The following is a 25,925-nucleotide window of genomic DNA, read 5'->3' as shown; positions in this document are numbered from 1 at the left end:
ATGCAAATTGCAATCTGTGATGATGATAAGTCTATAGGATTGATATTAGAAGAAAAAATAAAGAAATTATTACCGGATGCAGTAATAGAAAAATATTTATCTGGTGATGAATTGATTGCAAGTGGTTGTGAGCCGGATATTCTATTTTTGGATATTCAGATGCCAGGAATGGATGGAATGGAAACGGCAAGGATTCTGCGTCAGAAAAATGAAAGAATGGTATTGATATTTGTAACTGCTGTGGAGGAGTATGTTTTTCAGGCATTTGATGTTGCAGCATTTCATTATCTGGTGAAACCGTTTTCAGATGAAAAATTTGAGGAAGTTGTGAAACGTGCAGTCAGAAGCATTGAAAAATATTCTGAAAATCAATCGGATGAAAAATACATGATGGTGCAGTCCGGAGGAAGCCATATGAAAGTGTTTTTGAAGGATATTGTGTATGCCGAGGTATATAATCGAAAAGTCATTATCCATACACGGGATACGAATATTGAATATTATGGAAAATTGCAGGAACTGAGTGAAATTGCGGGAGCAGATTTTTTTCGTACACACAGAGCCTACCTCGTACATTTCAAATATGTTCAGAAATATGATGCAAATTGTGTGACGATGGAAAATGGAACTGCATTGATTGCAAAACAGAATTATTCTGAGTTTGTAAAACAATATTTGAAATATAATCAGAGGAAAGGAAAAGAAATCGGATGAGTTTGGTAGAAAAATGCTGGATGGTTACATCGAAAATTTCTGTTATTGCACTCCTTATGATTACAGGAATCTATTTTGGAAAATTTGTTTGTCCCTATATAAAAAAGAAAAAAGGGGCTGTGGCAGTCAGTATTGTTTATATTACGATTATGCTTGTTTTATATATGATTCCGCCACAGATTGATAATTTTTCCGCATATCTGATTGGAGTTATAGCAGCGTTTCTTGCAATGTATATAGAGGACAGAAGAAATATATATCAGAAAATATTTCTTGCAATTACGTTCTTTTCGATCCGATGGTTAACGGTTGCAATGGCAGCCAGACTTGATGATCTTGTTACAAAAGCACTTGTATTTCGGAATATGAGTGCAGAAAAAGTGTGGTTGCAGTACGGACTATATGTTGGAACCAGAGTTTTGGATATTGTACTTTGTATTGCTTTTATTGCGGTTGCAATAGGACTGATCAATAAAGCGTATATATACAAAAAAGATGAAATGAGCGTCAAAGAGATGGTAATGCTTATTATACCTTCACTTGTAGGCGTCACTGGGTATGGCATTTTACAATATTATCTCATGATATACGAAAGAGATACTGGAAAGAACTTGATTGATACATATGGATTTTATGGAGCTTTAAGCTTTTTACACTATCTGATTTCCATAGTTGCTATTTTTGTTGTGATTGTAATGTTTCAAAACTGGAAAGAGATGCAGGAAGAACAGCGGGGACAAGAGCTGGTATTAAATCAGATCAGTGACATGAAAAAGCATATCGGGGAAGTCGAAAAGTTGTATCGGGATATCCGCTCCATGCGCCATGATATGGGAAATCATATACAGACACTGGAACATCTGGTGGCACATAATAATATGGATGATGCTGCAGAATACTTGGAACATCTGAAAAATGAATGGGACGAGGTATCTCTGGAAATAAAGACAGGAAGTCCGGTAATTGATGTCATTTTGATGGAAAAGCTGAGAGAAGCAAAAGAAAGGCAGATTCGGTTTCTGTCGGATTTTCATTATCCGCAGAATACGAAGTTAAATGCATTTGATCTGAGTGTGATCATGAATAATGCCTTGAATAACTGCATGGAAAATGTAAGTGGAGATGATCCGTATATCAGCATTTCTTCTTTTCGGAAAAACAGTATCTTTATGATAACCATAAAAAACAGTTTTGGGGGTCAGCTTAATTTTGGTGATAGCGATTTGCCAGAAACAACCAAATCTGGGAGGGAACATGGAATGGGTCTGAATAACATTCGCCGGGTTGCCAGAATGTATATGGGAGATATATCTTTGGAGCAGGGAAATGAGGAAGTAATCCTTAGCATTATGATGCAGGTAGAATAAAGAAATAAATTGGCACTATGTATTTTGTAAATTACAGAAATATGTAGTGCTTTTTTTGCGCAGGTAGCGATGAAAATATGTTGCTTGCAACAATATTTGAGGAGCACTGCGACAGTCTGAAAAGCATTTTCAGACTGCTTCACAACAAAAAAAGGGCGGTTCACAACATCACAGTTTATTGTGAAGAAAGATATGCCGAAAGAAAAAATAAAGAGAAATCATGTTATACAGATTTTCAGGAAACGGATTTCAGAGTATTAGCTCAAGGAGGACAACGAAATGATGAAAATTAATGGATTTAACGGAACGAATACGCAGACAGGAGCAATGGGAATGGCACAGGCGAATGATTCTGTGAGTAAAAATATTCAGAATCAGATTGCAAATGCACAGCAGAAATTGCAGGACTTATCATCAAATGAAGAACTGTCATTAGAGGATAAGATGAAGAAACGTCAGGAGATACAACAGGAAATTACAAATCTCAATCAACAGTTAAGACAGCACCAGATTGAACAGAGAAAGGAACAGCAGAGTAAAAAATCATCTATGGATGATATGGTGGCTGGTACAAAAAATACATCTGCAAAGAAAGGAACAGGCTTGTCACAGGCAGGTATGCGGGCAATGATTTCCGCAGATTCATCTATGAAGCAAGCAAAAGTGCAGGGTAGTATGGCAACACAGATGGAAGGAAGAGCCGGTGTGCTTGAGTCTGAAATCAAGCAGGATGCTGGAAAAGGCAATACCGAAAAGAAAGAAGAAGAACTGGCAGATTTGCAGGCAAAAGCGCAGTCTGCAACAGCATCACAGATGTCTTCACTTTCAGATGCAAATAAATCTATGGAAGAAGCAGCAAAGGCAGACAACCGTACAGATGCAGCAGAAACAAAGAAGGATCAAACGCAGAAAGCAGAGAATACACAGGAAAATGCAGATACGGCAACAGATGCATCAGAGAATGCAGATGTTAAAACAGAAACAGCAGAAACAATAAAAAATCCAGCATCAGAAAGTGGACAGTCGGTAGTATATACACCGATCGATATACGTTTATAGTTCGGAAAGGAGGCTGGTGTTATGTCAGAAATCAAAAGTTTTAGTGATTATACAAGTAAATATAACAGCAATGTAGATTTTTCAGCGTTGTTTAGTGGAACGTCAGATAGTTCATCAGTAGGCAATACAAATATGCTTTCTGATTATGCTGCAATCAAAAATGGAAGCTATGGAAAACTTATGAAAGCATATTATGCAAAACAGGATGCTGAAAAATTATCGGGAAAAGGTGATACTTCACAAAAACTTACCTTGATGAAAACAAGTGCAGATTCTCTGAAAAAATCAGCAGATGCTTTGAATGACTCTTCTCTTTGGGAAAAAAAGAAAATAAAAAAGAAAGATGAAAAAACGGGGGAAGAGATTGAGGTAGAGGATTATGACTGGGATAAAATCACCAAGGCAGTAAAATCTTTTGTTGAAGATTATAATGATGTAGTTAAGGAAGCCGGAGAATCTAATACAAAGGATGTATTGCGAAATGCTTCATGGATGACTGGAATGACAGACAAAAACAGTAATATGCTTGCCAAAATAGGTATTACCATAGGAAAAGGAAACAAGTTGGAATTAGATGAGGATGCTTTAAAGCAGGCAGATATCAGTTCGCTGAAAACGGTCTTTACAGGATATAATTCTTTTGTAAGCAAAATATCGCAGAAAGCAACTGGTATATCGAATGCTGCAAACTGGGCGAGTGCAACCTATACAAATAATGGTACGTACTCTAAGACGGATTCTTCTTTGACATCGAGCAAGATAGATAAAGAAGTATAGAAAGTGTGGACTAACTTAAGGAGGTTGCTATGAAAGTTCAAGGAAATAGGTATATTAATAATCCAGAGATGATAAAAAATAAGGTTGAGAAGAAAACAACTGTTCCTCAGAATATTATTTCGGAGGATGATGTGAAAATCAGTGATTCAGCAAGAAAGTTAGTTGAGACTGCTCGTAATAAGGTATCGGATTTTCATACAATGCATTTTTCATCTATTATGGGAGAGATAAGAGAGATACCAGCAGAATATAAATGTGAAAATTTATTCAAATTAGATTTGAAAGCAGCTTCCATTTCTGGAGAACAAAGTGCGTTTGAAGGCTGTTCGGAAAATCAGTCAGAGGTTTTTGAAAAATGGCTGGACGAAAATGCTTCTGAATATTTGACAGAAGATGAAATGAAAGATTTAAAAGAGAAGATTAATGCAATGACAGCAGATGTAGATTCTTTGAATGCTCAGGAGGGATATAGAGGAACTTCTTATGAATCTGTATTTTTGTTAAGTGCAAGTGAAGTGGGGCTAAGGAAAGTAAATGAAATGTATGTTCCAGAGCAATTTCAAGCTGGTTTTTCAGACATGATTGACGAATATGTTCATTTTAATGATTCAGCACGTAATTCCATCATGGAGAGAATGACACCAGATTACATGGTTGTTGGAATTGGAAGCAAAACAGAATCTTATAAGTACAAGTCAGAAATAATCTCAGATGAGACAGCTTTTTATACAAATGAGAAGAAAGAGATAAGTGGTATCTGCAATCAGTTTTTAAATGGTAAAACAGATCAAAAATTATTTTGTAATGAGATGAAAGACCGTTTAAATGATTACTATGGAAGCAGGTATGAATTAAGGAATCAGCCAGAAGCTGTTGAAGGCAGAGTAAATAATATGCTGGACAAATTGCAGCATATGTTTGGCGTTTAATGTTGAAAAAGGGTTTGGAGAATAATTATGAAGACAGTAACAGATGTAAACACAGTAAACCAGCTGTTGACATATTCAAAGCAGGCAGAGGCAGGAATACACCAAAAAGCAATACAGATGTTGCTTGGAGCAGGAAATAATAAAAAACAGGACAGTTTAAGTATTTCTGATGCTGCACGAGGCTTTTCAAAGCAATCCATAGCTGCACTGATAGATAAAAATGCGAATATTTCTAACAGTGAATTAGCTTATTATTTTGCAAACTATAATAATTCAAGTGCTATTTTGGATGCAATCAATTTTGGGGAGAATGTTTCCTGTGGATATAATTCTGATTTTAAGGAGTACGGGGTTATTTCCTTTGACCTTAATGGGAGCAGACAGGTAGTACCTAATTATGCAGTACCGAAAATGAATACAAGCACCATGTCAGGCATTTGTGCTGCGAATAATTCTCTGGTACTAAGTAATAAAAGTTATTATGCATGGACAACATCAAGTGGCGGTAAATATACATGGACGGTCAATAATGGAAGAATAGGCTGGGCAGCCTCGGAATCGTTGCTTGCAGAGAATACAAATCAAAAAGGAACAAATTATAAGTGGGAAATGTGTAAGGCAGGCAATATCCTGTCTGATCTGGCACAGGGAAAGAGTGTGTGTGGGTATCTCTACAGCAATGAGGAGGTATTGTCCGTCTGTGAGAAAGTCGGGATTTCTCCGGGATTCTTTTCTATAGATGCGGGAGCAGGAAAACACACTTATTTATTGCAGGAATCAGGAAAGACCATAAATGTTGACGCAAAGATAAAACAGTTAAATGATATAAACTGGATAGAAATCGGATATAAAGAAGGAGATACGTTTTCCGTTTATGGTAAAGAGTATGCTATTGACAGCAGTGGGCATATCAATGTTTCGGCGGAAGATGAATTTACATCAACGGAAATTAAATATCCAAGTCGTTCAATATAATAGAAATTATTTTAAGTTTCAATAACAGGGAGGTAGGATTATGGCAATTACAGGTATCAATAACAGCAGTTACACATCGTATTATGCTTCAAATTATAAGAATACTGTAAAAAAAACAGATAGTGAAAAGGATAGTACAAATACAAAAGATGGCAACGTGACAACAAGTACAGTTGAATTAAAAACATCACGTCCCGGTGTGACAAAAACAGAGCAGATTAAGACAGGGTATAGTAATGTAAATGATTATTCAAAATACTTGCAAGGAAAATACCATTATATGAATATAGGGCTGACTTCAATGCAGGGTATTCCGACAACGGTATCTGTTTCAAGTGCATTTTTACAAAAGTGCATGAATGATCCGGAAAAAGCAAAGTATTTGGAGGAAAACTTAGCAGCCATTCCGGATTGTACAAAAGATACGATTAATGGATGTTTGGGCACTGTGACAAATCAGAGTTATATGATTGATGCAAACGGAAATATTATAGAGACAGCATCTTGTACAAATGATCCAGATGGGAAAATAGCGAAAGAGAATGCTGAACGAAAAGCAAAAGAGAACAGAGAAAAAGAGGAAAAAGTAAAAGAGAAAAGAGCTGCTAAAAAAGCAGAGGAAGAAAAAGCTGCAAAGAAACGTGCAGAAAAATCGGCAGAAAGAAAAGAAACGGGTGATTATACCTTATCCGTAACTGGTAATGATGTAAAAAGTATGACACAGAGCCTTGTAGCAGAATCTGTGAGTATTTCTGCACCTGATAGATCAAGTTTTGATATTAAGGCATAAGAGGGTTCGGTAAAAGGAAAATATCAAATCGGTGCATTGGTTGGAAGTGCTTGTTTCCTATCATGGCATATCCAAGCTAACGATAGCAAAAATGGCTGGTGTTGAGGAAAATGATATTGACAGGCTTTTAGTCAATCCACCAGAAAAAGTTGAAATCGAAGTAAAGTATAAAATTGATGTGACGGTTATGGAGGGAGTATCCCAAACAATATTAAAAAAGGTAATCTTAGTGCTGTTGAAAATAAGCCGGATGATCAAGAGTAAATGTACGTTCAGATTTTCTGGGTGCTCTTGACATACCGGCTTATTTTTGCTATTAAATAAACAACGGCTTAACAACAGAAAACTGCTGTTAAGCCGCATCAATTATCATAGAAGATCTGAATTTACAGAAAAAATTTCACACCGTCGAAAAATCACCATAGTTCTAATGAATCTTCTGCATCTACCCACATCTGCATATTCCCGTCCAAATATAATCGTACATATTCAAGTGGTTCATCAATAGCAAGTGCGTTTAATGCACAGTCTGATCCGGGTGTAGTTTTTAAATTCTTTTCAGCTTCCCAGCAATCAATGCGGAGCATATAGCCAGCAGAGGTGTAAACATCAATACTATTGCGCTGTGGATTGTATTCTGCAAATATTGTTCTCATCGTATCTTATCTCTCCTTATCATTCAATCAATTATCAGTTACAAAAATCAGAAGCATTTCAATCAGTTCACCATGTCACTTTTATTTTGTGTTATACTGTTTTATAGATTTTTCTTGCCCTTGTATTTGCCCTTATCAGAGTTCGTAAACACTGATGGGACGATATAACACAAGGGAAACAATAAGGAAAAGCTCACCTGCGATAAATCCAGTGTTTTCAAGGGCTTGTGGAGAATTTAATAACAAAATATAACAGTTATTAAATCTCTTAAAACAGGTGAAATCTCAATTCCGATTTGCCTTATCTATCATAATATCAGAAATAAGATAGAAATTTCCATAAAAATGCATTTATTTGTAAAAATTATACAATGGATTTTAGTGATAAAGATTAAAAATATATAAAATCACCAAAAAAGATTGACGATAAATTTTATCAGTGTTAAGATAGAAAAGGAGTTTGGAGAAAAACTTTAGCAAAATTGAAGTTGCCCAAAATACAAAACTGATTATATTTTTGCAACAGATATTAATTAGGGTAATAAACGATTGTCTTGCATACAGTTAGTTATGCATGGCAGCGATAAATATTTTTAGGCTGCTTATTTCCTACAATATCGGCAGTCGGTAAGGAGGGTTTTAGATAATGGCAAGATTTACATTACCAAGAGATTTATATCATGGAAAGGGTTCTTTGGAGGCTTTGAAGGACTTTGACGGAAAGAGAGCTATTGTCTGTGTCGGCGGTGGTTCTATGAAAAGAAACGGATTTCTTGACAGAGCGATAGGTTATCTTAAAGAAGCAGGTATGGAAGTAGAACTTTTTGAGGGCATTGAGCCTGATCCGTCAGTAGAAACTGTTATGCGTGGAGCGGAAGTTATGCAGAAGTTTAAACCTGACTGGATTGTTGCTATGGGTGGCGGTTCTCCTATTGATGCGGCAAAGGCTATGTGGATTAAGTATGAATATCCGGATGTGACATTTGAGGATATGTGTAAGGTATTCGGACTTCCAAAACTCAGACAGAAAGCACATTTCTGTGCGATTTCTTCTACATCGGGTACTGCTACTGAGGTTACGGCATTTTCTATTATCACGGATTATGAGAAAGGTATCAAATATCCGATTGCGGACTTTGAGATTACACCTGATGTTGCCATTGTAGATCCTGAACTTGCGGAGACAATGCCGGTTAAACTTGTTGCACATACAGGTATGGATGCCATGACTCATGCTATCGAGGCATATGTATCAACAGCAAATTGCAATTATACTGACCCGCTTGCTATATGGGCTATCAAGATGATACAGAAGCATCTTGTAAAATCATATAATGAGGATATGGAGAGCAGAGATCAGATGCATGATGCACAGTGTCTTGCTGGTATGTCATTCTCAAATGCACTCCTTGGAATCGTACATTCTATGGCACATAAGACAGGTGCAGCTTTCAAGAACGGACATATCATTCATGGTGCGGCAAATGCAATGTATCTTCCAAAGGTTATCAAATATAACAGCAAGGACGAGACGGCAAAGAAACGCTATGGTGAGATAGCTGATTATATGGGATTAGGTGGAAATAGTGATGATGAAAAGGTAGATTTACTTATCAAATACCTTCGCCAGATGAACGATGACCTTAATATTCCTCATTGCATTAAAAACTATGGTGAGGGCGGACTTCCGGCAGATGAAGGAATCGTGCCTGAGGATGAATTCCTTGAAAAACTTCACGATATAGCAGCAAATGCTATTCTTGATGCCTGCACGGGTTCAAATCCTCGTCAGCCATCACAGGAGGAAATGGAGAAACTTCTTAAATGCTGTTATTACGATACAGAAGTTGATTTCTAAAAAAGTATCGAAAATCGACAAAATTAAAAAAATTGTCGGATAAAATATTTTATAGTTACAAAAATACCTTCTGAGCAGAGTATGGAAATTTCACATATATCTGTTTAGAAGGTGTTTTTTATTATAATAAAGATAAGCAGGAATATTTATCGTAAAGTATTGACTTAGCAATAATCTATATTTTATAGTTATCTTATTGAAAAAATCATCATTTTTTCTGCTGATGATCCTTATGCGTCAGGATGAACAGAGAGCTAAGGCTATTTGGCAGAAATTAAAAAGGGGAAAAGAATGAAAAGATTAATTCAAAAGAAAATAAAAAAAACAAAAGAAAATTTATATTATATTTTATCAGCACTTATGATAGGACTTATTGTAGGAGGCATTGATGCTTTATTTGGGTGTGTCCTTATTGCAATTACTGATTTCCGGGGAAGGTATATTCAAATTCTTATTTGGTTTCTGCCGATTGCAGGTCTGTTTATCTGTTGGATGTATCATCGTTTTAATGAGATGAGTTTAAAGGGAATGACGCTTGTTCTTGAAACTGCCCAAGGAAAGAGGGCGGATATACCGCTCGCACTTGTTCCACTGGTTATGGTTGGAACATGGATTACTCATCTTTTTGGGGGAAGTGCAGGCAGGGAGGGAGTTGCAGTTCAGATTGGAGCAACATTGTCTCATTGGTTTGCACGCAGATTTAAGTTTGCTGATAATAGAACAATTTTGCTCATAGCAGGAATGGCGGCAGGTTTTGGCGGATTGTTCCAGACACCGTTTGCGGCTGTGTTTTTTGCGATGGAGGTTGTCGTTACCGGAAAAATGTTATATCAGGCATTTTTGCCGTCATTGGTAGCGGCAGTTACGGCTTCGACAGTTTCAAATACACTTGGACTTGAAAAATTTGAAGTACCGCTTAAGCAGAGCTTTAACCTGTCAGAATCTAAGACTATGTTTTATATGGTTATTCTAGGTGTGGCATTCGGACTTACGGGGCGTGTGTTTTCAGTGCTGCTAAAAAGAGCTAAAGCGTTTATGGGGGAGAAACTTGCAAATCCATATAAAAGAATTGGATTTGTATCAATACCGCTTGCAATAATTCTTTTTGCATTTTGGAATGGTCGTTACTGTGGCCTTGGAACAAATCTTATATCACAGACATTTACAGGAGGAGAAATTTTTAGCTTTGACTGGATTATAAAACTGCTTTTGACAGTTATTACATTATCAATCGGATTTCAGGGCGGCGAGGTTACACCTCTGTTTTCAATCGGGGCCTCGCTCGGCTTCTGTCTGGGAAATTTATTTGGAATTTCACCTGTATTGTGTGGGGCACTTGGATATGCAGCCGTCTTTGGAAGTGCAACAAATACCGTTATAGCACCGTTTCTGATAGGAATTGAAGTGTTTGGGGCAAAAAATGCACTTGCGTTTGTGCTGGTGTGCAGTATAGCATATATCGTAAATGGAGACAGGTGTATTTATGGAGCACAGGGAAGTTCCAACAGTTGCCAGTTATAATATTTATATGGATGTTGTTTCCCTCCTGATTAAGACAGGCGTTACTTTTTTATGAATTATCTCTGTTTGTGGCTGTGGATTTCTTTTCTTTAATTCATTCATCTGGCTTACAAGCAGACTCATGGCTTCATATGCAATCTTATCTATCTGCTGTCCTACCGTACTTATGGGAATAATAGCTTCTGAAGCGATTGGAGAATTATCAAAACCTACAACCTTATATTCATCGGGAAATTTGCCATATTCACGCATTAATATATTTATTAATATATTTGCGTGGGTGTCATTTGCCACAAATATACCTTTTCGTGTACCTGGGTATGATTTTTGTATAGTATCAAAAATCTTTTTAATATGATTTTGTGTTTCGTCATATGTATTTCCAAGATCTTCAAGGAAAAGTCTATATTTCATATTATGCTCTTTACAGATGTCTGTGAAACCTTTGATTCTGTTATATGCCGGAATTTCCTGTTTGACATGTGAATTTATATGAATTAAAATGTCACAATTATTTTTTATCAGCAGACTGGTTGCCTGAACTGCACCCATATAATTGTCGGTATTGATACTATTTACATATTTATCCTCGCGTTCAATAGTTACCACAGGAATATTGTAAGATGACAGTTCTTTGGAAGAAATAGTATGGCTGAGAACAATAAGCCCCTCAATTTTATATGAAAGAAGTTCCTGAAGATATTTTCGCTCTGTTTCTTCGGCTCCGGTGCCGGCAAAAACAATAAATTTATATCCAAACTTTTCATATGTTGCCAATAACTGGTTTAGCATTTCTGAATAATAATGTAAGTAAAGATTTGGAAGTAGTATTCCTACAAATTCACTTTTTCCATTTGCCAATACTTTTGCAAGCTTGTTTTCCTGATAATTTAAATCTACCAGTGCTTTTGCAATTATTTCCTGATTTTTTAATGTCAAAGAATCAGGATTATTAAAATAGCGTGAAATAGTAGTTTTTGAAAAATTTGTATATTTTGCTATATCATTAAATGTTACTTTTTTTTTCTCAGATGCCATATTACTAACCTCTCTTGTTGAAAACTGGTAATGTTATAAATCACATTAGTTAAGTATAGCAATTATCCAGATAAAAGACAACAAAAAAATAACTGGTTAAGTAACCGGTTATTTTTTTGCTGAAAACTACTTGACAAGTAAAGATTATAAGAGTAATATATGTGACATAAAGTAACCGGTTACTTAACCGGTTATGCAAACGAAATCAATATATTAAAAAAACATTGGGAAAGGAGAAGTTGCTATGAGAAAGCACATACTTGCCTTATTGACAGCCTGTTGTATAGTATTAACTACGGTTGGCTGCCAAAAGAGCACACATGAAGCGGGGAGCATTTCTGGATATGACGAAGGGGAAAAATATTTGTCAATATGGGTGCATTCCATTGAAGACACTGACGAAGGAAAATGCTACAGGGAAGCAGTAGAGTCATTCAATAAAGCATATGATGGAAAATATTTTGCTGACATTGAATTTATTCCGAGAAATGACAGTGGTGGAGGATATTCTGACAAAATAAATGCATCAGTTATGTCGGGGGATCTTCCAGATGTTCTTACCGTAGATGGCCCGAATATTGCAGCATATGCAGAGAATGGGATTATACAGCCATTAGCGGAGATTTCAGAGAAAGAAAAGTCAGAGTATCTTGAATCTATTATTGAACAGGGTACATATAACGATAAGTTATATGCTCTTGGAGCAATGGAGTCAAGTGTTGGGCTTTATTACAATAAGGATATTCTTAAAGAAGCTGGCATAGATGTGCCGGATGCCGACCATCCGTGGACATTTTCAGAGTTTTTGAAAGTACTTGAAAAAGTCAAAAAAGTTACAGACAAGAAAAAGGGTTATGCACTTGATATGACATTTCCGGTTGGAGAGGCAACAATCTATTACTATGCACCGTTTTTCTGGTCAAACGGAGGGAATTTGATTGACAATACCGGGTTAAAGGCAGATGGGGTTTTTAATTCAAAAGAGAATGTGTCAACTATAAATTATTTTTGCAGACTATTGTCAAATGGATATATGTCAAAAGTTCCAATCGACCACTTATTTGAAAGTGGAAGAGCCGCATTCAAGTTTGATGGTGCATGGGAGGTAAACACTGTTTACACAAGCTATAAAGATATAAATATTGGTGTTGTACCATATATAACAGGTGACAACTGGAACGGCGAGAGATATACACCTACAGGCTCATGGGCATTTGCGGCATCTTCAAAAACTAAAAATATTGAGGGGGCTACGGAGCTTGTAAAATGGATGAGTGGAGTTGAAAGCGGAAAAAGATTGTGGGAAAAATCAAAATCATTTCCATCAACCTATAAAGCATACGAATCAATTGATGTTTTTAAGAAAGATGAAAATTATAAGGAACTGTATTATCAGTTGAGCAAGTATGGTCATCCAAGACCAAAGACACCTGCATATCCACAGGTAAGTACATCATTTCAGCAGGTACTTGAAAATTGTGTTCTGACTGGAGAAGATCCAAAGACACAGCTGGATAAATCAGTAGAAAGGATTAACGCAAAGCTGAAGCGTTATACATATAAATAATGAAGAAAAAATCAGAATCAATATTAGGAATGGCATTTTTTGGTCCGGCATTGGTACTTCTTACAATATTTCTTTTTATACCGATGATACTGACACTTGTGTTTAGTTTTACAGACTTTTTTGCATTAAATCCTGGTCTGACACATTTTGTTGGTCTTGAAAATTATTTTCAGGTGTTTAAGGACGATGATTTCAGACAAGCTTTTGGAAATACGGTAAAATTTGTTGTTATAATAGTTCCATTGCAAGGATTAGGTGCATTAGGACTTGCGTTGCTTATAAATAAAGTGACTCATTGCAAAACATATTTTAAAGTTGCATTTTTCATACCTGTTGTAATGTCTCTTGCAGTAGTATCTACTTTATGGGTTCAGATTTACAGTCCGGAAGGAATCTTAAATTCACTTCTCGCCCATATTGGAATAAATGCACAGCCGTTTATTAACAGTGCGTCACAGGCACTGCCGTCTATAGCTGTTATGAGTGCATGGCAGGGAGTCGGATATCAGATGATAATATTCTTAGGCGGATTACAGGCTATAAATCCTGCACTCTATGAGGCTGCTGAGATGGATCATGCCAGCGGATGGCAAAAATTTAAAGATATAACATTACCTGAGTTAAAGCCACTTTGTATTTTTGTATTTATAACGATTACTATAGGAGCATTTAGAATGTTAGTTCAGCCAATGGTTATGACAGGCGGTGGACCATCACATTCTACATATACAATGGTATATGATATTTATGAAACAGGTACAGTTAATTGGGAAATCGGTCTTGCTTCTACAATGGCTATAGTATTTGCATTTTTTGTTATGATACTGACCGTTATACAGACTATTCTGACTCGGGATAAGGAGGGGAAAAAACATGCTAACAAGAAAACAAAAAACAATTAATTGGATTATTGCAGCGATTATGATAGTAATGTCATTATTCTTTCTTTTTCCTGTCATCTGGATGATTGCAAACTCATTTAAGCCAGATGCTGCAATAACGAAAGATATGAATTCTATTGCGGCATTTATACCACCTGCATTAAATGGAAGTTTTTTTGATAATTATGTTTCAATATTAACAAATACGAGCTTTATACATTACATGTTAAATACATTGTTTTATGCAGCTATTTTAATAATACTTGGAATTATTGTAAATGGACTTGCAGGATATGCACTTGCAAAAATAAATTTTCCGTTTAAAGAGAGATGGCTTCTAATTATAATGCTATTGATGATAGTTCCAATGGAGACGATAATTACAATACATTTTCTTTTTATAGCAAAACTTGGATTGTTGAATACGGTAATAGGATATGTGCTCCCTATGATAGTTAATCCTTTTAATATATTTTTGTTCAGACAGGTATTTATAAGCCTGCCGGATGATGTTTATGAAGCTGCACAGTTAGATTTTTGCAGTCCGGTAAAATATTTTTTTACTATGGTATTACCGATGTCAAAAAGTGTTGTTGCAACTGTCAGCGTATTTACATTTTTAAATGTATGGAATGATTATCTGTGGCCATCGCTTGTATTTACATCAAGTGATCTGCTTACAGCACAGATTGGATTAAATGCAATAACATCAAATGACAATACGACTATGGGACAGACACTAGCGGTTATTACTATGATAACTATACCGGTTATTATAATTTATTCATTATTTTCAAAACAGATTGTTGAAGGCGTTGTATCTACAGGGTCTAAGGAGGGCTGATTATGAGTTTTATTGAGTTAAAGAATGTTTGTAAACAGTATGCAAATACAAATAAAAAGGCAGTGACAGATTTTAATCTTAAAATAGATGAAAAGGAATTTATAGCATTTGTAGGTCCATCAGGATGTGGAAAATCGACTACATTGCGTATGATTGCAGGATTCGAGGATATTACAAGTGGAGAACTTTATATTGATGGAAAAAAGATGAATGAAGTAGCTCCTAGAGACAGAGGAATTTCTATGGTGTTTCAGAACTATGCACTGTATCCGCATATGACAGTCGAAAAAAACATAAGTTATGGACTTAAAAATATGAAAGTTCCGGCAGATGAGATAAAGCGGAAAGTAGATTGGGCTATAGAGATTTTAGGGCTTTCTGAATATCGCTACCGTAAACCTAAAAATCTTTCAGGTGGTCAAAGACAGAGAGTTGCTTTAGGACGTGCAATCGTAAAAGACCAGAAAGTATTTCTTATGGATGAGCCGCTCTCAAATCTTGATGCAAAACTTCGTGTAAGCATGAGAAATGAGATTAGCAAATTACACCGCAATCTTGGCAGCACGACGATTTATGTAACGCATGATCAAGTGGAAGCTATGACTATGGCAGACAGAATTGTTATTATGAAGGATGGTATTGTTCAGCAGATAGGAAAGCCAATGGAACTGTACGAATATCCGGTTAATAAATTTGTTGCAGGTTTTATTGGTTCCCCACAGATGAACTTCTACAATGTTAAAGTTGATGGAAATAAGATTTCTTTTACAGATGGAAACAGTATGGTATTAAATGATGAAATGGCTGACAAATTAAGGAATTATAAGGAAGTGATTCTTGGAATACGCGGTGAGGATATAAAGTTTGATCCTCAAAATCTGGACATATTTAAAGAAAATAAACAGAGAGCAGTTATTGACAATACTGAAATTATGGGAAATGAAAATAATCTTTATTTTGAATTTGGAGGTTCATCATCTGTAGCAAGAGTTTCAAAATATGAGGTGTCTGATGTTGGTGAGGAAATAGAATTTGTTTTTGTACCACATAGAATGCATTTCTTTGACAAGGTGACGGAAGATGCAATAACATTATGAGAAAGCAGCAAAGCAGATTGAGAATATCTGCTTGACAATAGTAGAAATGAGGTTTTTATGGATAAGTTAAAAAAAGCAAATGATTATATAGAAAAAAATAAGGTAGATTATAAAGAATTGCCGGAATTTCATGTGGCCCCACAGGTTGGATGGATAAATGATCCAAATGGTTTTTCGTATTATGAGGGCATGGTACATTTGTTCTATCAGTTTCATCCGTATAGTAAAGAATGGGGACCTATGCATTGGGGACATTGTGTCAGTAGTGATTTAATAAAGTGGGAATATTATCCGGTTGCATTGGCTCCTGATATGAAATATGATATGGACGGATGCTTTTCGGGTTCTGCTATAGAAACAGATGAAGGTCATATGCTGGTATATACAGGTGTAACTCATGAAGAAAATGACGGTAAAAAAAATGAATATCAAAATCAATGCGTTGCTTTAGGGGATGGAAAAAGTTATAAAAAAATAGAAAATAACCCGGTTATAAATGGAGAAATCATGCCACAGAATTTTAGTCGTGAACATTTTAGGGATCCTAAAGTTTGGAAAGAGGATGATGGATATTATCTTGTTGCTGGAAATAAAACAAATGATGGTAAACCTCAGGTTGTTTTGTTCCACTCGAAAGATATGTATGACTGGAGATATGTTTCTGTATTGGCAGAGGATGTTACCGGAAAATATGGAACAATGTGGGAGTGTCCTGATTTCTTTGAGATAAATGGACAATATATATTGATAGCATCTCCTCAGGATATGTGTGCTGATGATGAATTTCATAATGGAAATAATTCAGTATATTTTATTGGAAATTATGATAGAGATATGCATAAATTTGATTATAATAAAGTTTATGCATTAGATGATGGCATTGATTTTTATGCACCGCAGACTACGCTCATGCCTGATGGAAGAAGAGTAATGATAGGCTGGATGCAGTCTTGGGATTCAAATATAAGACCTTTTAAACAAAAATGGTCATGTATGATGACTGTTCCAAGGGAGATAAAGCTGATAGATGGAAGAATTATACAAAATCCTGTAAGAGAGATAAAAAAATATTATACGGATTCTATTAACTATGTGGAGCAAACAGTAGAGGGAGAGTGCAGTTTTCCAAAGATAAACGGGCGTGTCCTTGATATGACAGTTGAAATTAAAGATGGTGATTATGATGAATTTAAAATAAATTTTGCAAAGAATGATAAATTTAGTTCGAGTATAATTTATGATAAGAGTAAAAATGAAATTGAAATAAACAGACTTTATTCCGGAATGAATCGTGATACAATAGGTACAAGAAAAGTAAAAGTGAGATATCCAAAGCAAAGTTTAAAGCTTCGAGTTATTTTGGATAAATATTCAGTAGAAATATTTGTAAATGATGGTTCGCAAGTGTTAAGTATGACTTATTATACACCTGTTGAGGCTGATGAGATAAGTTTTGAATGTAATAACACTGCAGTTATAAATATTGAAAAGCATGGTATATCTGTAAGATAGGAGGGCTTTAAATGAAAAAGTATGATGTAGTTGCATTAGGAGAACTGCTTGTAGATTTTACTGAAAATGGTATGAGTAGTCAGGGAAATGTTTTGCTTGAAGCAAATCCGGGAGGAGCTCCGTGTAATGTATTGTCGATGTTACAGAGACTTGGCAAAAAAACAGCTTTTATAGGAAAAGTTGGCAATGATAATTTTGGAAAAATGCTTAGAGATATTGTGAAAGAACAGGGAATAAATATAGATAATATTATTCTTGATGGTGAAGTTCATACAACACTTGCATTTGTTCATACAAAAGAAGATGGTGACAGGGATTTTTCGTTTTACCGTAGCCCCGGAGCTGACATGATGCTTAGAAAAAAAGAGATTAATGAAAGCTTACTTGATAATACAAGAATTTTTCACTTTGGGACACTTTCAATGACGGAAGAAAAAATAGCAGAAACAACAAAGTATGCATTAGATAAAGCTAAAGATTTCGGAGCTGTTATATCATTTGATCCAAATCTGCGTCCACCTTTATGGGATGATTTGGAAAAAGCAAAAGAACAGATGTGGTATGGGATAAGTAAATGTGATGTTTTAAAAATATCAGATGATGAGATTAGTTTTCTTACAGAAGAAGCTGATATTGAGAAAGGAGTGAAAAAAATTCTGAAAAAATATCAGCCGGCACTGATTTGTGCTACACAAGGAAAAAACGGAAGCATTGCATATTATAAAGGGCAGAGCTTTTGTCAAAAAGCCTTTATAAGGAAAGATACAGTGGAGACAACCGGAGCCGGAGATACATTTATGGCATGTGTTTTAAACAGTGTTCTTGAAAAAGGATTAAATAATCTTACAGAATCCGATATTTTACATATGCTTAAATTTGCCAGTGCAGCATCGTCGATTATTACGACAAAAAGAGGAGCATTAAAGGTAATGCCACAGAAAGAAGATATTATTGTTTTTTTGAATAATTACAGTTGTAATATGCCGAATTTATAGTCTTATATGGAGATTGCTAATATTGAAAGATATGTATATTTATGCTAACATAATATATTATAAATAAACTTTTTGATACATCATGGTCTTAAAAAGAAAGACGATGTATTATAAACCGATACTAAATTATAAATGTTGTGAAATATACTGTTTATATGCAATAAATAAAGTAAGGGTGATATATTGTTATTTGACAATGTACCACCCTTTTGTGCTTATGACATGATTTCACGGCAAATTAGTAAAATGGATATTAAGGGAGATGAATTATTATGACAATACAGGAATGTTACGAAAAAATAGGAGAAGATTATCAGGAAATTCTTTCACGATTTGGAAGTGAGGCAATGGTAAAAAGATTTGCCATAAGTTTTTTGAATGATCCAAGCTTTGAACAGTTAAAAGAGGGGCTTGAGGAAAATGATGGAGAAAAGGCATTTCGCGCAGCTCATACTTTAAAGGGAGTCTGCTTAAATCTTGGTTTTAACGGACTGAATAAGCTTAGTTCAGAATTAACGGAGAAACTCAGAGGACATAGTACGGAGGGTACAGAGCCATTATTTGAGGCTGTTAAGGAAAAATATGAGAGTATGATAGAAACGATAAGAGAACTTCAGAATGAGGGATAAACGACAACAGGAAATTAGTTTGCGGCTGCATTTTGCGTGAGGACAATAACAGGTTTTGTTGGTGTTATCATAAAGAGTTTAGGATAGAGCAGGCTTGACTGGAGTAGTCAGAAAGGAAAACATATATGAGGTATAAAATTCTTATTGTTGACGATTCGTATATAAATAGAGAATTATTAAAAGAAATGCTTAAGGATGAATATGATATATTAGAAGCAGAAAATGGCAAAAAAGCATTGGAAATGATAGAACATAAGGAGCAGATAGACGGTATCCTTTTGGATCTTATTATGCCAGAGATTAATGGATTTGGTGTTATAGAGGAATTGTCGAAAAAAGGAATTATGAAGAAAGTTCCCGTAATGATAATTAGTTCGGAGATAAGTGCCGAAAATGAAAATATCTGTTTTAAGTATGGGGTATTTGACTTTATAGGACGACCTTTTAAGACATCGATAGTCCGTAAGCGTGTTCAGAACATGATAAATATATATGTTTATAAAAATCATCTTGAACAACAGGTTCAGGAACAGACTGCTGTTTTGAGAAAAGCATATGAAAAATTGGAGAAACAGAAAGAAAGAGTAGAAAAATTAAATAAAGACATTCTGGATATGCTTGGTACGATAGTAGAGTTTAGAAATCTTGAAAGTGGCGAGCATATTATGAGGGTTAAAGGATATACTAAGATTCTTGCCGAGAAGTTCAAAGAACTGTATCCTGAGTATAACCTTACGGATGAAACGATAGATAATATAGTCGAGGCAAGTGCTTTACATGACCTTGGAAAAATATCAATACCTGACAAAATTCTCTTGAAACCGGGCAAACTTACAAAAGAAGAATTTGAATATATGAAACTACATACGGTAAAGGGGTGCGAACTTATTCAGGCGGTTAATCTTGAACAGAGCGAGGAACTTAAACAGATATGTTATGATATAATCCGCTATCATCATGAGAGATACGATGGAAAAGGTTATCCTGATGGTTTAAAGGGAGATGAGATACCGGTATCAGCACAGCTTGTTTCGCTTGCCGATGTATATGATGCTCTTATAAATGAGAGATGTTATAAAGATGCCTTTTCTAATGAAAAAGCATTTAATATGATAATGAATGGTGAATGTGGAACATTTTCGCCAAAGCTTTTGGAAACTTTCAAACAGGTTCGTGATAAGTTTGAAAGGTTTGCAATCGAGGAAAGAAAATAAGAATTGTTGTTTAAAATAAGTGGGTGTTTCTTGAATTGTCTTAAAGAAACACCCACATTATGTTTAGCTTTATTTTGCCAAGTAATTATTTCTTTGAAAGATAATCATTAACATTAGCTACAAGCTCGTCTGCGTTAAGTCCGTGAACCATAGCAGCTTCTTCAAGTGATTCACCCTGAGCTGATGGGCATCCTATACAATGCATACCTGAAGCCATAAGGATAGCAGCGATACCGGCATCGACTTTAAGCATATCTGCAATTATCATATCTTTAGAAATTCTCTCTGTCATAATAGTCTGATCTCCTTTGAAAAAAAATTATTAAAAACGAAAAAGCTACTGTACGGGAGAAAGACTCCTTTATCAGCAGCTTTATTTTACATAAAGTAAAAAAATTCGTCAATAGAAATCATTGTTTTAAAAACAAGTTTCCGGATAAAATTACTCCTGTGAAATAGCACCTGAAGGGCATGTTCCTGCACAAGCACCACATTCGATACATGTATCTGCATCAATCTGGTAATGAGCATCTCCTTCAGAAATAGCGCCTACTGGACATCCGCCAGCACAAGCTCCACAGCTAACACAATCATCACTAATTACATATGCCATTTTGTTGTCCCTCCTTATTGATTTTGTGCATTCATTATAACGCAGTTTTTTATTTTTGACAACCCCTGAAAGCATTGAAAATAAAGGAAAAATAGTTAGCTTGAGTGAACTTTGGGTAGCGGTATAATACAACTTAAACGAGCTTTTGCAAAGCATCATATTTTATAAGAGGTTCAAAATGTTCTTCAAAATAAGAAATATTTGCAGGAACATTTTTTAGCTGTGTTCCATATTCGCTGGCAAGATTGCATATTCTGTTAAATGATTCAGGTGATAAACTGCCCTGCTGCATGATAAGAATATATTCCCCGGTTTTATCATTTTTATACAAAGTGTTCTCACTTGTATATATATGGCAAAGATTATCTGCTAATAATGAAATGTCATTTATCGATTTAAAGGAGAAAATCCTTGCGATATTTACCGGAACTTTTTTATCGGTGTTCTTTGGGCGTGGCTCCATACCCAATGCTTCTGACAATGAGATGAAGTCGGTGTTCCGGTCATATGATGAAGTCGGCTCAAGAGGTATTTCCTCGTCATCAGAGCTTATGTTGCCGGCGAGCTCATAAATATCCTCATCATCGTCAAAATCTGTTTCGTCATCATCATCAAATGTAAATTCACCTGCAGGTTCATAATCTTCGCTATCAGGTGATTCTGAAAAAGTTGAAAATCTTGTGTCGAGTTCATCAGGATCTTCAACCTTTGTGATTAACAGAACTAGGGTATCAGGATACATTGGAATCGCTTCTATCATGAGTGGGATGTTTTCAGCTTCAAAGCCGAATTCGTAGGATGCCTGCTGCACCATGTCACGAAATAGAGCCTTGGCTTTATCTGTTCCGTATGCAAGTTCGCTGATACGAAGTTCTCTGTCGGATAAGTCTTTTTTATTGAGTGTACAACGGATTTGATTATCATTGATTTTTTCAATTCGCATAGGCTCACTCCCTTTCTAAACAAAATTTATTTTATAAGTATTCTTATAGTTAAATTATAGGTTAATATCGTGTTCAAGTCAATAATTTAAAGGCGGCAGAATACTTATTTTATCGTATATATAAGAGAAAAAATCACCATTTATCTGATTATGGGCAAAATAATTTTTACTCTCAACATCATTATATGATATGAGTGAGAGCGGAGTGCTTTAATAAGTAAGAATGTGTTTGTGAATATGGTTTGTAAAAAGTTAATAATAAATACTAGAATTTTTTGCATATTTTTAAACACATTTTTGAAATCTTAGTAAATCTCATTAAAACACATTTTTTTCTGTGCAAATGTATCAAAAAATTGAGGACAGATTTGTTGATAATACGGTGATTTTTGTGTTGAAAATGTATAAAATGTCATCATATAATAGTCAGCACAGAGAGACGATTATTTGATTGGAGGTGAGTTTATAGGAAGAGGGCAAATGAAAAATTTAATGTTGCCGGTTAGAGTCATATAGGCGGCACTGATAAAAAGAAAATTCATTTAATATTTATATACGATAAGGTTTGCCAATGATATGCGTTTTACCAGATGCTTTTTGAATCGTTGATCTGGAGATGGTAAAGGTGGACAGGGAAAATTGACGTTAAATCACAACAAGTGCTGCTGTTTGTATTTATAATGCGGACGGTGCCAGACAAATGCTTACAAAGCAGTCAGATAATTATATAGCTGTATGTCCATTTTAAAATTAGAAGTGACTTAGGAGGTTGGTAAAATGAGGAATGACTCAGAAGAGAGAGAGGATAGAACAACAGCATGGATTTTAGCTGAAGCTTCAAAGTGGTCATTATATGGGGTTGAAGTTAAGATAGATGGGATGTTTTATACGGGAGAAAGTTCTGAAGTAATTGATCATGTCAGAGAGGACAATTATTATATGGAAGATTATGTCAGTGATGACAAGGGTAAGATTGTACAGGTCGAATTTAATCGTTTATAAATAAGGGGGTTGAAGCTTTATATTCGGATATCCCCACTCCATTATACATAGTATGAGTTGTAAGTTTTTATTGTAAAAAATGTCGGGTTTGTGTGTTACACAAACATAATATGTGCAGGAAAATGCACAATAATAATTGTGAAATGATGATAAACAAAAGTTAATATCAAATAAGAAAATGGTAATTGAAAAATGCAGCCTTTTAACCCATCCGTTACAAAGGCTGCATTGTATGATTTTTATATGTGCCTTTACTCAAAAAAACATAAGTGATATACTGATATATGAGGATTATATCTGAATGAACAGAAAAAGAAGTTGTTGTTAGCCCTGAGGTGTGAACGGTAACAAAATATAGTTAAGAGGGTATGATAATCGAATTATAGAAAAATTAGTGATTATAAAAGAAAGGTATCGCTTATGAAAAATAAAAAATTAGTATTACCACTTATATTTACGGTAGGAATCTTTATTATAGTTGCGGCAGTTTTTATCATAAAGAAAAATATGCCGTGCAATGATTATATGAATCTCGCAGAGTATTACGGGGAAAGTGAAAAAGGTTATACGGTCATAGCTGAAGAAAATATAAATAAAAATAAAGCATTATATGATGATGGACATATATATATTGATGATGAATTTGTATCAGGAGTATTGAATAAGAGATTTTACTGGGATGCTAACGAAAATCTTCTTATATATACAACGGCGACATCTGTTATAAAAGCAGGACTTGACAGTAAGACATATGATATAAACAAAAGCAGCAATACTAAAGATTATGTTATCGCTAAGCTTAGGGGTGATAAACTTTATATTGCACTTGATTTTATTAAGGAATATACTGCTTTGGAATATAAGACATATAAAAATCCTAACAGAGTTGTACTGACATATAAATTTGGAGATAAGCAGAAATGGGTACAGGCAGATGAAGGGGCAAAGCTTAGATTTGAACCAAGTATAAAGAGCAGGATACTTATAGATGTAAAGAAAAAAGATAAATTAAGGATACTTGAAGAAAATACGGATAAAAGTGGGTTTGATAAGGTGCTTTCGGAGAGTGGTGTTATAGGATATATCAAAATGTCGTCTTTAGGTGATACATATGAGTATGTTCCAAAGACTGATTTTGTTGAGGAGACATATCCGCATATACTTTTAAGTGGAAAAGTAAATCTTTTATGGCATCAGGTCACGACACAGTCTGCAAACGCAAATCTTACCAATGTGCTGTCCGGGACAAAGAAAGTCAATGTTATAGCACCGACATGGTTTGGAACAAGTGATAACAACGGAAATATATCATCTATAGCAAGTTATGACTATGTGGAAAAGGCTCATTCCATGGGGATACAGGTCTGGGGACTTTGCAATGATTTTGCACCGGATATGAAGATAGGAAAGGTTCTTAGCAGAACGAGCCGCAGGGAAAGACTTGAGAAAAATCTTCTTGCTGAGGCTATAAGATACAGTCTTGACGGAATAAATATTGATTTTGAAAATGTGAAGAAAGCTAACGGGGATGATTTTATCCAATTTGTAAGAGAATTAGGAATAATGTGCCGCAACAACGGAATTGTTTTATCTATTGACAATTATCCTCCGGCAAGCTATTCAGCTTATTATAGCAGAAATGAGCAGGCTGCAGTGGCGGATTATGTTATAACTATGGCATATGATGAATTTTATTCCGGCTCTAAGGAGGCAGGGCCGGTTTCATCTATCAGTTATGTAAGAAATGCTTCTGAAAATATATTGAAAGAAGTTCCTGCAAATCAGTCAATAATAGGTTTGCCGTTTTATTCAAGATTATGGAAAGAAACTACCAAAAACGGAGAGACAAAACTTTCATCAGAGGCATGTTCGATGAAATATGCTGAGGAGCTGATAAGTGATGCAAAAGCAGAGCTTAAATGGAATGAACAGACGGGACTTGAATATGCTGAATATACAAAGGACAATGCTTTATATAAGATATGGCTTGAAAACTCAAAATCTCTTGCTATGAAACTTAAAACAGTAAATTCACATAAGATGGCTGGAGCTGCATTCTGGAAAGCAGGCATGGAGAAAAAGAATGTCTGGGATACAATAGAAAAATATATGGCACAGTAAAGTCATAAAATTAAACAGATGGCATATATAGTATGAGAAAACATAAACGCACATTTTGTATTTCAGCCGCACTGCAGGTGTGAAAAGTGCAATGCTGAGTATTGGCGTGGAATTGGAGTTTTATATGTATCTGTTAAAAAAATGTATTATATCATTATTTGTATGTACCGCCATATCAGGAGCAGTCATAAGTGTAGGTATGATGAAAAATATGCCTGTATTTAAAAATAGTGAAAAAAATGTTATAGTCATTGATCCGGGACATGGTGGCGGGGACCCTGGAAAAGTCGGTGTTGACGGTTCACTTGAAAAGGACATTAATCTTGCAATATCCCAATATCTAAAAAAAGAGTTACAGGACAAAAACTATAAGGTTATCATGACAAGGGAAAAAGATACGGGGCTTTACGACGAGAGCGATACAAATAAAAAGATTGCAGATCTTCATAAAAGGATAGAGATAATGAATCAGTCAGATGTAAAACTTGTTGTGAGTATTCATCAGAACAGTTTTACAGGTGAGAGTTCAAAAGGGGCACAGGTTTTTTATCAGAGTACATCTGAGGAGGGAAAAAAATTTGCAGGGATAATGCAAAAAAAGATAGCATCATGTATAAATGATGGAAATCATAGGATAGAAAAAGCAAATTCAGATTATTATATATTAAAAAACAGCAGTCCTGTTGCGATTATCGTTGAATGTGGATTTTTGTCTAATCCGCAGGAGGCAGCACTTTTGTCTGATGATAAATATCAGAAAAAAATGTCATCAGCGATAGCACAGGGAATTAGTGAATATATTCAGAAGGAGGCTCATTAGATG

The 25,925-nt window shown here is 35.2% G+C and carries 26 protein-coding genes; 21 read left to right on the top strand and 5 right to left on the bottom strand.

Annotated elements, in window-relative coordinates:
- The 8 genes from DW721_RS09470 (at nt 1) to DW721_RS09435 (ending at nt 6,906) form a co-directional block, all read left to right on the top strand.
- Nucleotides 1–714, top strand: coding sequence for a LytTR family DNA-binding domain-containing protein (locus DW721_RS09470; protein WP_118142328.1), 714 nt, complete (start codon nt 1–3; stop codon nt 712–714).
- Nucleotides 711–2,081, top strand: a complete 1,371-nt coding sequence (locus DW721_RS09465) for a GHKL domain-containing protein (protein ID WP_118745592.1) — start codon at nt 711–713, stop codon at nt 2,079–2,081. The genes DW721_RS09470 and DW721_RS09465 overlap by 4 nt, the downstream gene beginning before the upstream one ends.
- Before the next feature lie 279 nt (nt 2,082–2,360).
- Nucleotides 2,361–3,140 (top strand): FlxA-like family protein, encoded by a 780-nt coding sequence (locus DW721_RS09460; RefSeq protein ID WP_117465676.1) that lies wholly within the window; start codon nt 2,361–2,363, stop codon nt 3,138–3,140.
- A 21-nt stretch (nt 3,141–3,161) separates the two neighbouring features.
- On the top strand, nt 3,162–3,917 hold the full coding sequence (gene fliD / locus DW721_RS16380; RefSeq protein WP_243035980.1) for a flagellar filament capping protein FliD: 756 nt from the start codon (nt 3,162–3,164) through the stop codon (nt 3,915–3,917).
- A 29-nt stretch (nt 3,918–3,946) separates the two neighbouring features.
- The gene (locus tag DW721_RS09450; RefSeq protein WP_021739841.1) at nt 3,947–4,846 is read left to right on the top strand and encodes a hypothetical protein; all 900 of its coding nucleotides are present in this window, start codon (nt 3,947–3,949) and stop codon (nt 4,844–4,846) included.
- Between the two features lie 27 nt (nt 4,847–4,873).
- The gene (locus DW721_RS09445; RefSeq protein WP_118535704.1) at nt 4,874–5,821 is read left to right on the top strand and encodes a hypothetical protein; all 948 of its coding nucleotides are present in this window, start codon (nt 4,874–4,876) and stop codon (nt 5,819–5,821) included.
- A gap of 40 nt (nt 5,822–5,861) precedes the next feature.
- Nucleotides 5,862–6,611, top strand: a complete 750-nt coding sequence (locus tag DW721_RS09440) for a hypothetical protein (RefSeq protein WP_118535702.1) — start codon at nt 5,862–5,864, stop codon at nt 6,609–6,611.
- A gap of 31 nt (nt 6,612–6,642) precedes the next feature.
- Nucleotides 6,643–6,906 carry an HTH domain-containing protein gene (locus DW721_RS09435; protein ID WP_118140411.1) on the top strand — a complete coding sequence of 88 codons (264 nt, stop codon included), beginning with the start codon at nt 6,643–6,645 and terminating at the stop codon, nt 6,904–6,906.
- A gap of 121 nt (nt 6,907–7,027) precedes the next feature.
- Here DW721_RS09435 and DW721_RS09430 read toward each other — a convergent pair whose 3' ends face one another.
- Nucleotides 7,028–7,267, bottom strand: coding sequence for a DUF6061 family protein (locus DW721_RS09430; RefSeq protein ID WP_055232114.1), 240 nt, complete (start codon nt 7,265–7,267; stop codon nt 7,028–7,030).
- Nucleotides 7,268–7,913: 646 nt separating this feature from the next.
- Here DW721_RS09430 and DW721_RS09425 point away from each other — a divergent pair.
- On the top strand, nt 7,914–9,125 hold the full coding sequence (locus DW721_RS09425; protein ID WP_022013677.1) for an iron-containing alcohol dehydrogenase: 1,212 nt from the start codon (nt 7,914–7,916) through the stop codon (nt 9,123–9,125).
- 291 nt (nt 9,126–9,416) lie between these two features.
- Nucleotides 9,417–10,646, top strand: a complete 1,230-nt coding sequence (locus DW721_RS09420; RefSeq protein WP_118745591.1) for a chloride channel protein — start codon at nt 9,417–9,419, stop codon at nt 10,644–10,646.
- A 3-nt stretch (nt 10,647–10,649) separates the two neighbouring features.
- Here DW721_RS09420 and DW721_RS09415 read toward each other — a convergent pair whose 3' ends face one another.
- Complete coding sequence (locus DW721_RS09415; RefSeq protein WP_118745590.1) at nt 10,650–11,684, bottom strand: substrate-binding domain-containing protein; 1,035 nt, start codon at nt 11,682–11,684, stop codon at nt 10,650–10,652.
- Nucleotides 11,685–11,928: 244 nt separating this feature from the next.
- Here DW721_RS09415 and DW721_RS09410 point away from each other — a divergent pair, with 244 nt between their 5' ends.
- The 8 genes from DW721_RS09410 (at nt 11,929) to DW721_RS09375 (ending at nt 20,423) form a co-directional block, all read left to right on the top strand.
- Complete coding sequence (locus tag DW721_RS09410) at nt 11,929–13,251, top strand: sugar ABC transporter substrate-binding protein (protein ID WP_055945011.1); 1,323 nt, start codon at nt 11,929–11,931, stop codon at nt 13,249–13,251.
- Complete coding sequence (locus DW721_RS09405) at nt 13,251–14,153, top strand: sugar ABC transporter permease (RefSeq protein WP_022013673.1); 903 nt, start codon at nt 13,251–13,253, stop codon at nt 14,151–14,153. The genes DW721_RS09410 and DW721_RS09405 overlap by 1 nt, the downstream gene beginning before the upstream one ends.
- Nucleotides 14,125–14,976 carry a carbohydrate ABC transporter permease gene (locus tag DW721_RS09400; RefSeq protein WP_022013672.1) on the top strand — a complete coding sequence of 284 codons (852 nt, stop codon included), beginning with the start codon at nt 14,125–14,127 and terminating at the stop codon, nt 14,974–14,976. The genes DW721_RS09405 and DW721_RS09400 overlap by 29 nt, the downstream gene beginning before the upstream one ends.
- Nucleotides 14,977–14,978: 2 nt before the next feature.
- Nucleotides 14,979–16,073 (top strand): sn-glycerol-3-phosphate ABC transporter ATP-binding protein UgpC, encoded by a 1,095-nt coding sequence (ugpC, locus tag DW721_RS09395; RefSeq protein WP_022013671.1) that lies wholly within the window; start codon nt 14,979–14,981, stop codon nt 16,071–16,073.
- Nucleotides 16,074–16,130: 57 nt separating this feature from the next.
- A complete protein-coding gene (locus DW721_RS09390; protein ID WP_118745589.1) occupies nt 16,131–17,585 on the top strand; it encodes a glycoside hydrolase family 32 protein in 1,455 nt (484 codons plus the stop codon).
- An 11-nt stretch (nt 17,586–17,596) separates the two neighbouring features.
- Nucleotides 17,597–18,580: a carbohydrate kinase gene (locus tag DW721_RS09385; protein ID WP_022013669.1), complete on the top strand. Its 984-nt coding sequence runs from the start codon at nt 17,597–17,599 to the stop codon at nt 18,578–18,580.
- 272 nt (nt 18,581–18,852) lie between these two features.
- Nucleotides 18,853–19,209, top strand: coding sequence for an Hpt domain-containing protein (locus DW721_RS09380; RefSeq protein ID WP_022013668.1), 357 nt, complete (start codon nt 18,853–18,855; stop codon nt 19,207–19,209).
- 125 nt (nt 19,210–19,334) lie between these two features.
- Nucleotides 19,335–20,423, top strand: coding sequence for an HD domain-containing phosphohydrolase (locus DW721_RS09375; RefSeq protein ID WP_022013667.1), 1,089 nt, complete (start codon nt 19,335–19,337; stop codon nt 20,421–20,423).
- Nucleotides 20,424–20,508: 85 nt separating this feature from the next.
- Here the strand turns inward: DW721_RS09375 and DW721_RS09370 are convergent, their stop codons facing one another.
- From DW721_RS09370 to DW721_RS09360, 3 genes are all read right to left on the bottom strand, one after another.
- Nucleotides 20,509–20,715 carry a DUF1858 domain-containing protein gene (locus DW721_RS09370; RefSeq protein ID WP_022013666.1) on the bottom strand — a complete coding sequence of 69 codons (207 nt, stop codon included), beginning with the start codon at nt 20,713–20,715 and terminating at the stop codon, nt 20,509–20,511.
- 150 nt (nt 20,716–20,865) lie between these two features.
- Nucleotides 20,866–21,036 (bottom strand): 4Fe-4S binding protein, encoded by a 171-nt coding sequence (locus DW721_RS09365; protein ID WP_022013665.1) that lies wholly within the window; start codon nt 21,034–21,036, stop codon nt 20,866–20,868.
- Nucleotides 21,037–21,169: 133 nt separating this feature from the next.
- A complete protein-coding gene (locus DW721_RS09360; protein ID WP_118745588.1) occupies nt 21,170–21,979 on the bottom strand; it encodes an adaptor protein MecA in 810 nt (269 codons plus the stop codon).
- A 777-nt stretch (nt 21,980–22,756) separates the two neighbouring features.
- On the opposite strand from DW721_RS09360, the gene DW721_RS09355 reads away from it, so the two are divergent.
- The 3 genes from DW721_RS09355 to cwlD all read left to right on the top strand — a co-directional run bounded on the left by DW721_RS09355 (nt 22,757) and on the right by cwlD (nt 25,922).
- Complete coding sequence (locus tag DW721_RS09355; protein WP_022013663.1) at nt 22,757–22,981, top strand: hypothetical protein; 225 nt, start codon at nt 22,757–22,759, stop codon at nt 22,979–22,981.
- Nucleotides 22,982–23,401: 420 nt separating this feature from the next.
- Nucleotides 23,402–25,102, top strand: a complete 1,701-nt coding sequence (locus DW721_RS09350) for a glycosyl hydrolase family 18 protein (RefSeq protein WP_118745587.1) — start codon at nt 23,402–23,404, stop codon at nt 25,100–25,102.
- 124 nt (nt 25,103–25,226) lie between these two features.
- The gene (cwlD, locus tag DW721_RS09345) at nt 25,227–25,922 is read left to right on the top strand and encodes an N-acetylmuramoyl-L-alanine amidase CwlD (RefSeq protein WP_055944987.1); all 696 of its coding nucleotides are present in this window, start codon (nt 25,227–25,229) and stop codon (nt 25,920–25,922) included.
- Nucleotides 25,923–25,925 lie beyond the last annotated feature (3 nt).

It is taken from the genome of Clostridium sp. AM27-31LB (genome assembly GCF_003480745.1).
GTDB classification, from domain to species: Bacteria; Bacillota; Clostridia; order Lachnospirales; family Lachnospiraceae; genus Butyribacter; species Butyribacter intestini.
Note: the sequence above shows the minus strand (reverse complement) of the source record. Positions and strands in the feature narration are given on the sequence as shown.

Bases quoted from the DNA above. Each gene is read 5' to 3' on its own strand.
- DW721_RS09355 (WP_022013663.1), top strand. From the start codon at position 22,757: ATGAGGAATGACTCAGAAGAGAGAGAGGATAGAACAACAGCATGGATT.
- DW721_RS09470 (WP_118142328.1), top strand. From the start codon at position 1: ATGCAAATTGCAATCTGTGATGATGATAAGTCTATAGGATTGATATTA.
- fliD (WP_243035980.1), top strand. From the start codon at position 3,162: ATGTCAGAAATCAAAAGTTTTAGTGATTATACAAGTAAATATAACAGC.
- cwlD (WP_055944987.1), top strand. From the start codon at position 25,227: ATGTATCTGTTAAAAAAATGTATTATATCATTATTTGTATGTACCGCC.
- DW721_RS09350 (WP_118745587.1), top strand. From the start codon at position 23,402: ATGAAAAATAAAAAATTAGTATTACCACTTATATTTACGGTAGGAATC.
- DW721_RS09445 (WP_118535704.1), top strand. From the start codon at position 4,874: ATGAAGACAGTAACAGATGTAAACACAGTAAACCAGCTGTTGACATAT.
- DW721_RS09460 (WP_117465676.1), top strand. From the start codon at position 2,361: ATGATGAAAATTAATGGATTTAACGGAACGAATACGCAGACAGGAGCA.
- DW721_RS09400 (WP_022013672.1), top strand. From the start codon at position 14,125: ATGCTAACAAGAAAACAAAAAACAATTAATTGGATTATTGCAGCGATT.
- DW721_RS09405 (WP_022013673.1), top strand. From the start codon at position 13,251: ATGAAGAAAAAATCAGAATCAATATTAGGAATGGCATTTTTTGGTCCG.
- DW721_RS09380 (WP_022013668.1), top strand. From the start codon at position 18,853: ATGACAATACAGGAATGTTACGAAAAAATAGGAGAAGATTATCAGGAA.
- DW721_RS09390 (WP_118745589.1), top strand. From the start codon at position 16,131: ATGGATAAGTTAAAAAAAGCAAATGATTATATAGAAAAAAATAAGGTA.
- DW721_RS09360 (WP_118745588.1), bottom strand. From the start codon at position 21,979: ATGCGAATTGAAAAAATCAATGATAATCAAATCCGTTGTACACTCAAT.
- DW721_RS09415 (WP_118745590.1), bottom strand. From the start codon at position 11,684: ATGGCATCTGAGAAAAAAAAAGTAACATTTAATGATATAGCAAAATAT.
- ugpC (WP_022013671.1), top strand. From the start codon at position 14,979: ATGAGTTTTATTGAGTTAAAGAATGTTTGTAAACAGTATGCAAATACA.
- DW721_RS09425 (WP_022013677.1), top strand. From the start codon at position 7,914: ATGGCAAGATTTACATTACCAAGAGATTTATATCATGGAAAGGGTTCT.
- DW721_RS09465 (WP_118745592.1), top strand. From the start codon at position 711: ATGAGTTTGGTAGAAAAATGCTGGATGGTTACATCGAAAATTTCTGTT.
- DW721_RS09440 (WP_118535702.1), top strand. From the start codon at position 5,862: ATGGCAATTACAGGTATCAATAACAGCAGTTACACATCGTATTATGCT.
- DW721_RS09370 (WP_022013666.1), bottom strand. From the start codon at position 20,715: ATGACAGAGAGAATTTCTAAAGATATGATAATTGCAGATATGCTTAAA.
- DW721_RS09420 (WP_118745591.1), top strand. From the start codon at position 9,417: ATGAAAAGATTAATTCAAAAGAAAATAAAAAAAACAAAAGAAAATTTA.
- DW721_RS09430 (WP_055232114.1), bottom strand. From the start codon at position 7,267: ATGAGAACAATATTTGCAGAATACAATCCACAGCGCAATAGTATTGAT.
- DW721_RS09375 (WP_022013667.1), top strand. From the start codon at position 19,335: ATGAGGTATAAAATTCTTATTGTTGACGATTCGTATATAAATAGAGAA.
- DW721_RS09450 (WP_021739841.1), top strand. From the start codon at position 3,947: ATGAAAGTTCAAGGAAATAGGTATATTAATAATCCAGAGATGATAAAA.
- DW721_RS09365 (WP_022013665.1), bottom strand. From the start codon at position 21,036: ATGGCATATGTAATTAGTGATGATTGTGTTAGCTGTGGAGCTTGTGCT.
- DW721_RS09410 (WP_055945011.1), top strand. From the start codon at position 11,929: ATGAGAAAGCACATACTTGCCTTATTGACAGCCTGTTGTATAGTATTA.
- DW721_RS09385 (WP_022013669.1), top strand. From the start codon at position 17,597: ATGAAAAAGTATGATGTAGTTGCATTAGGAGAACTGCTTGTAGATTTT.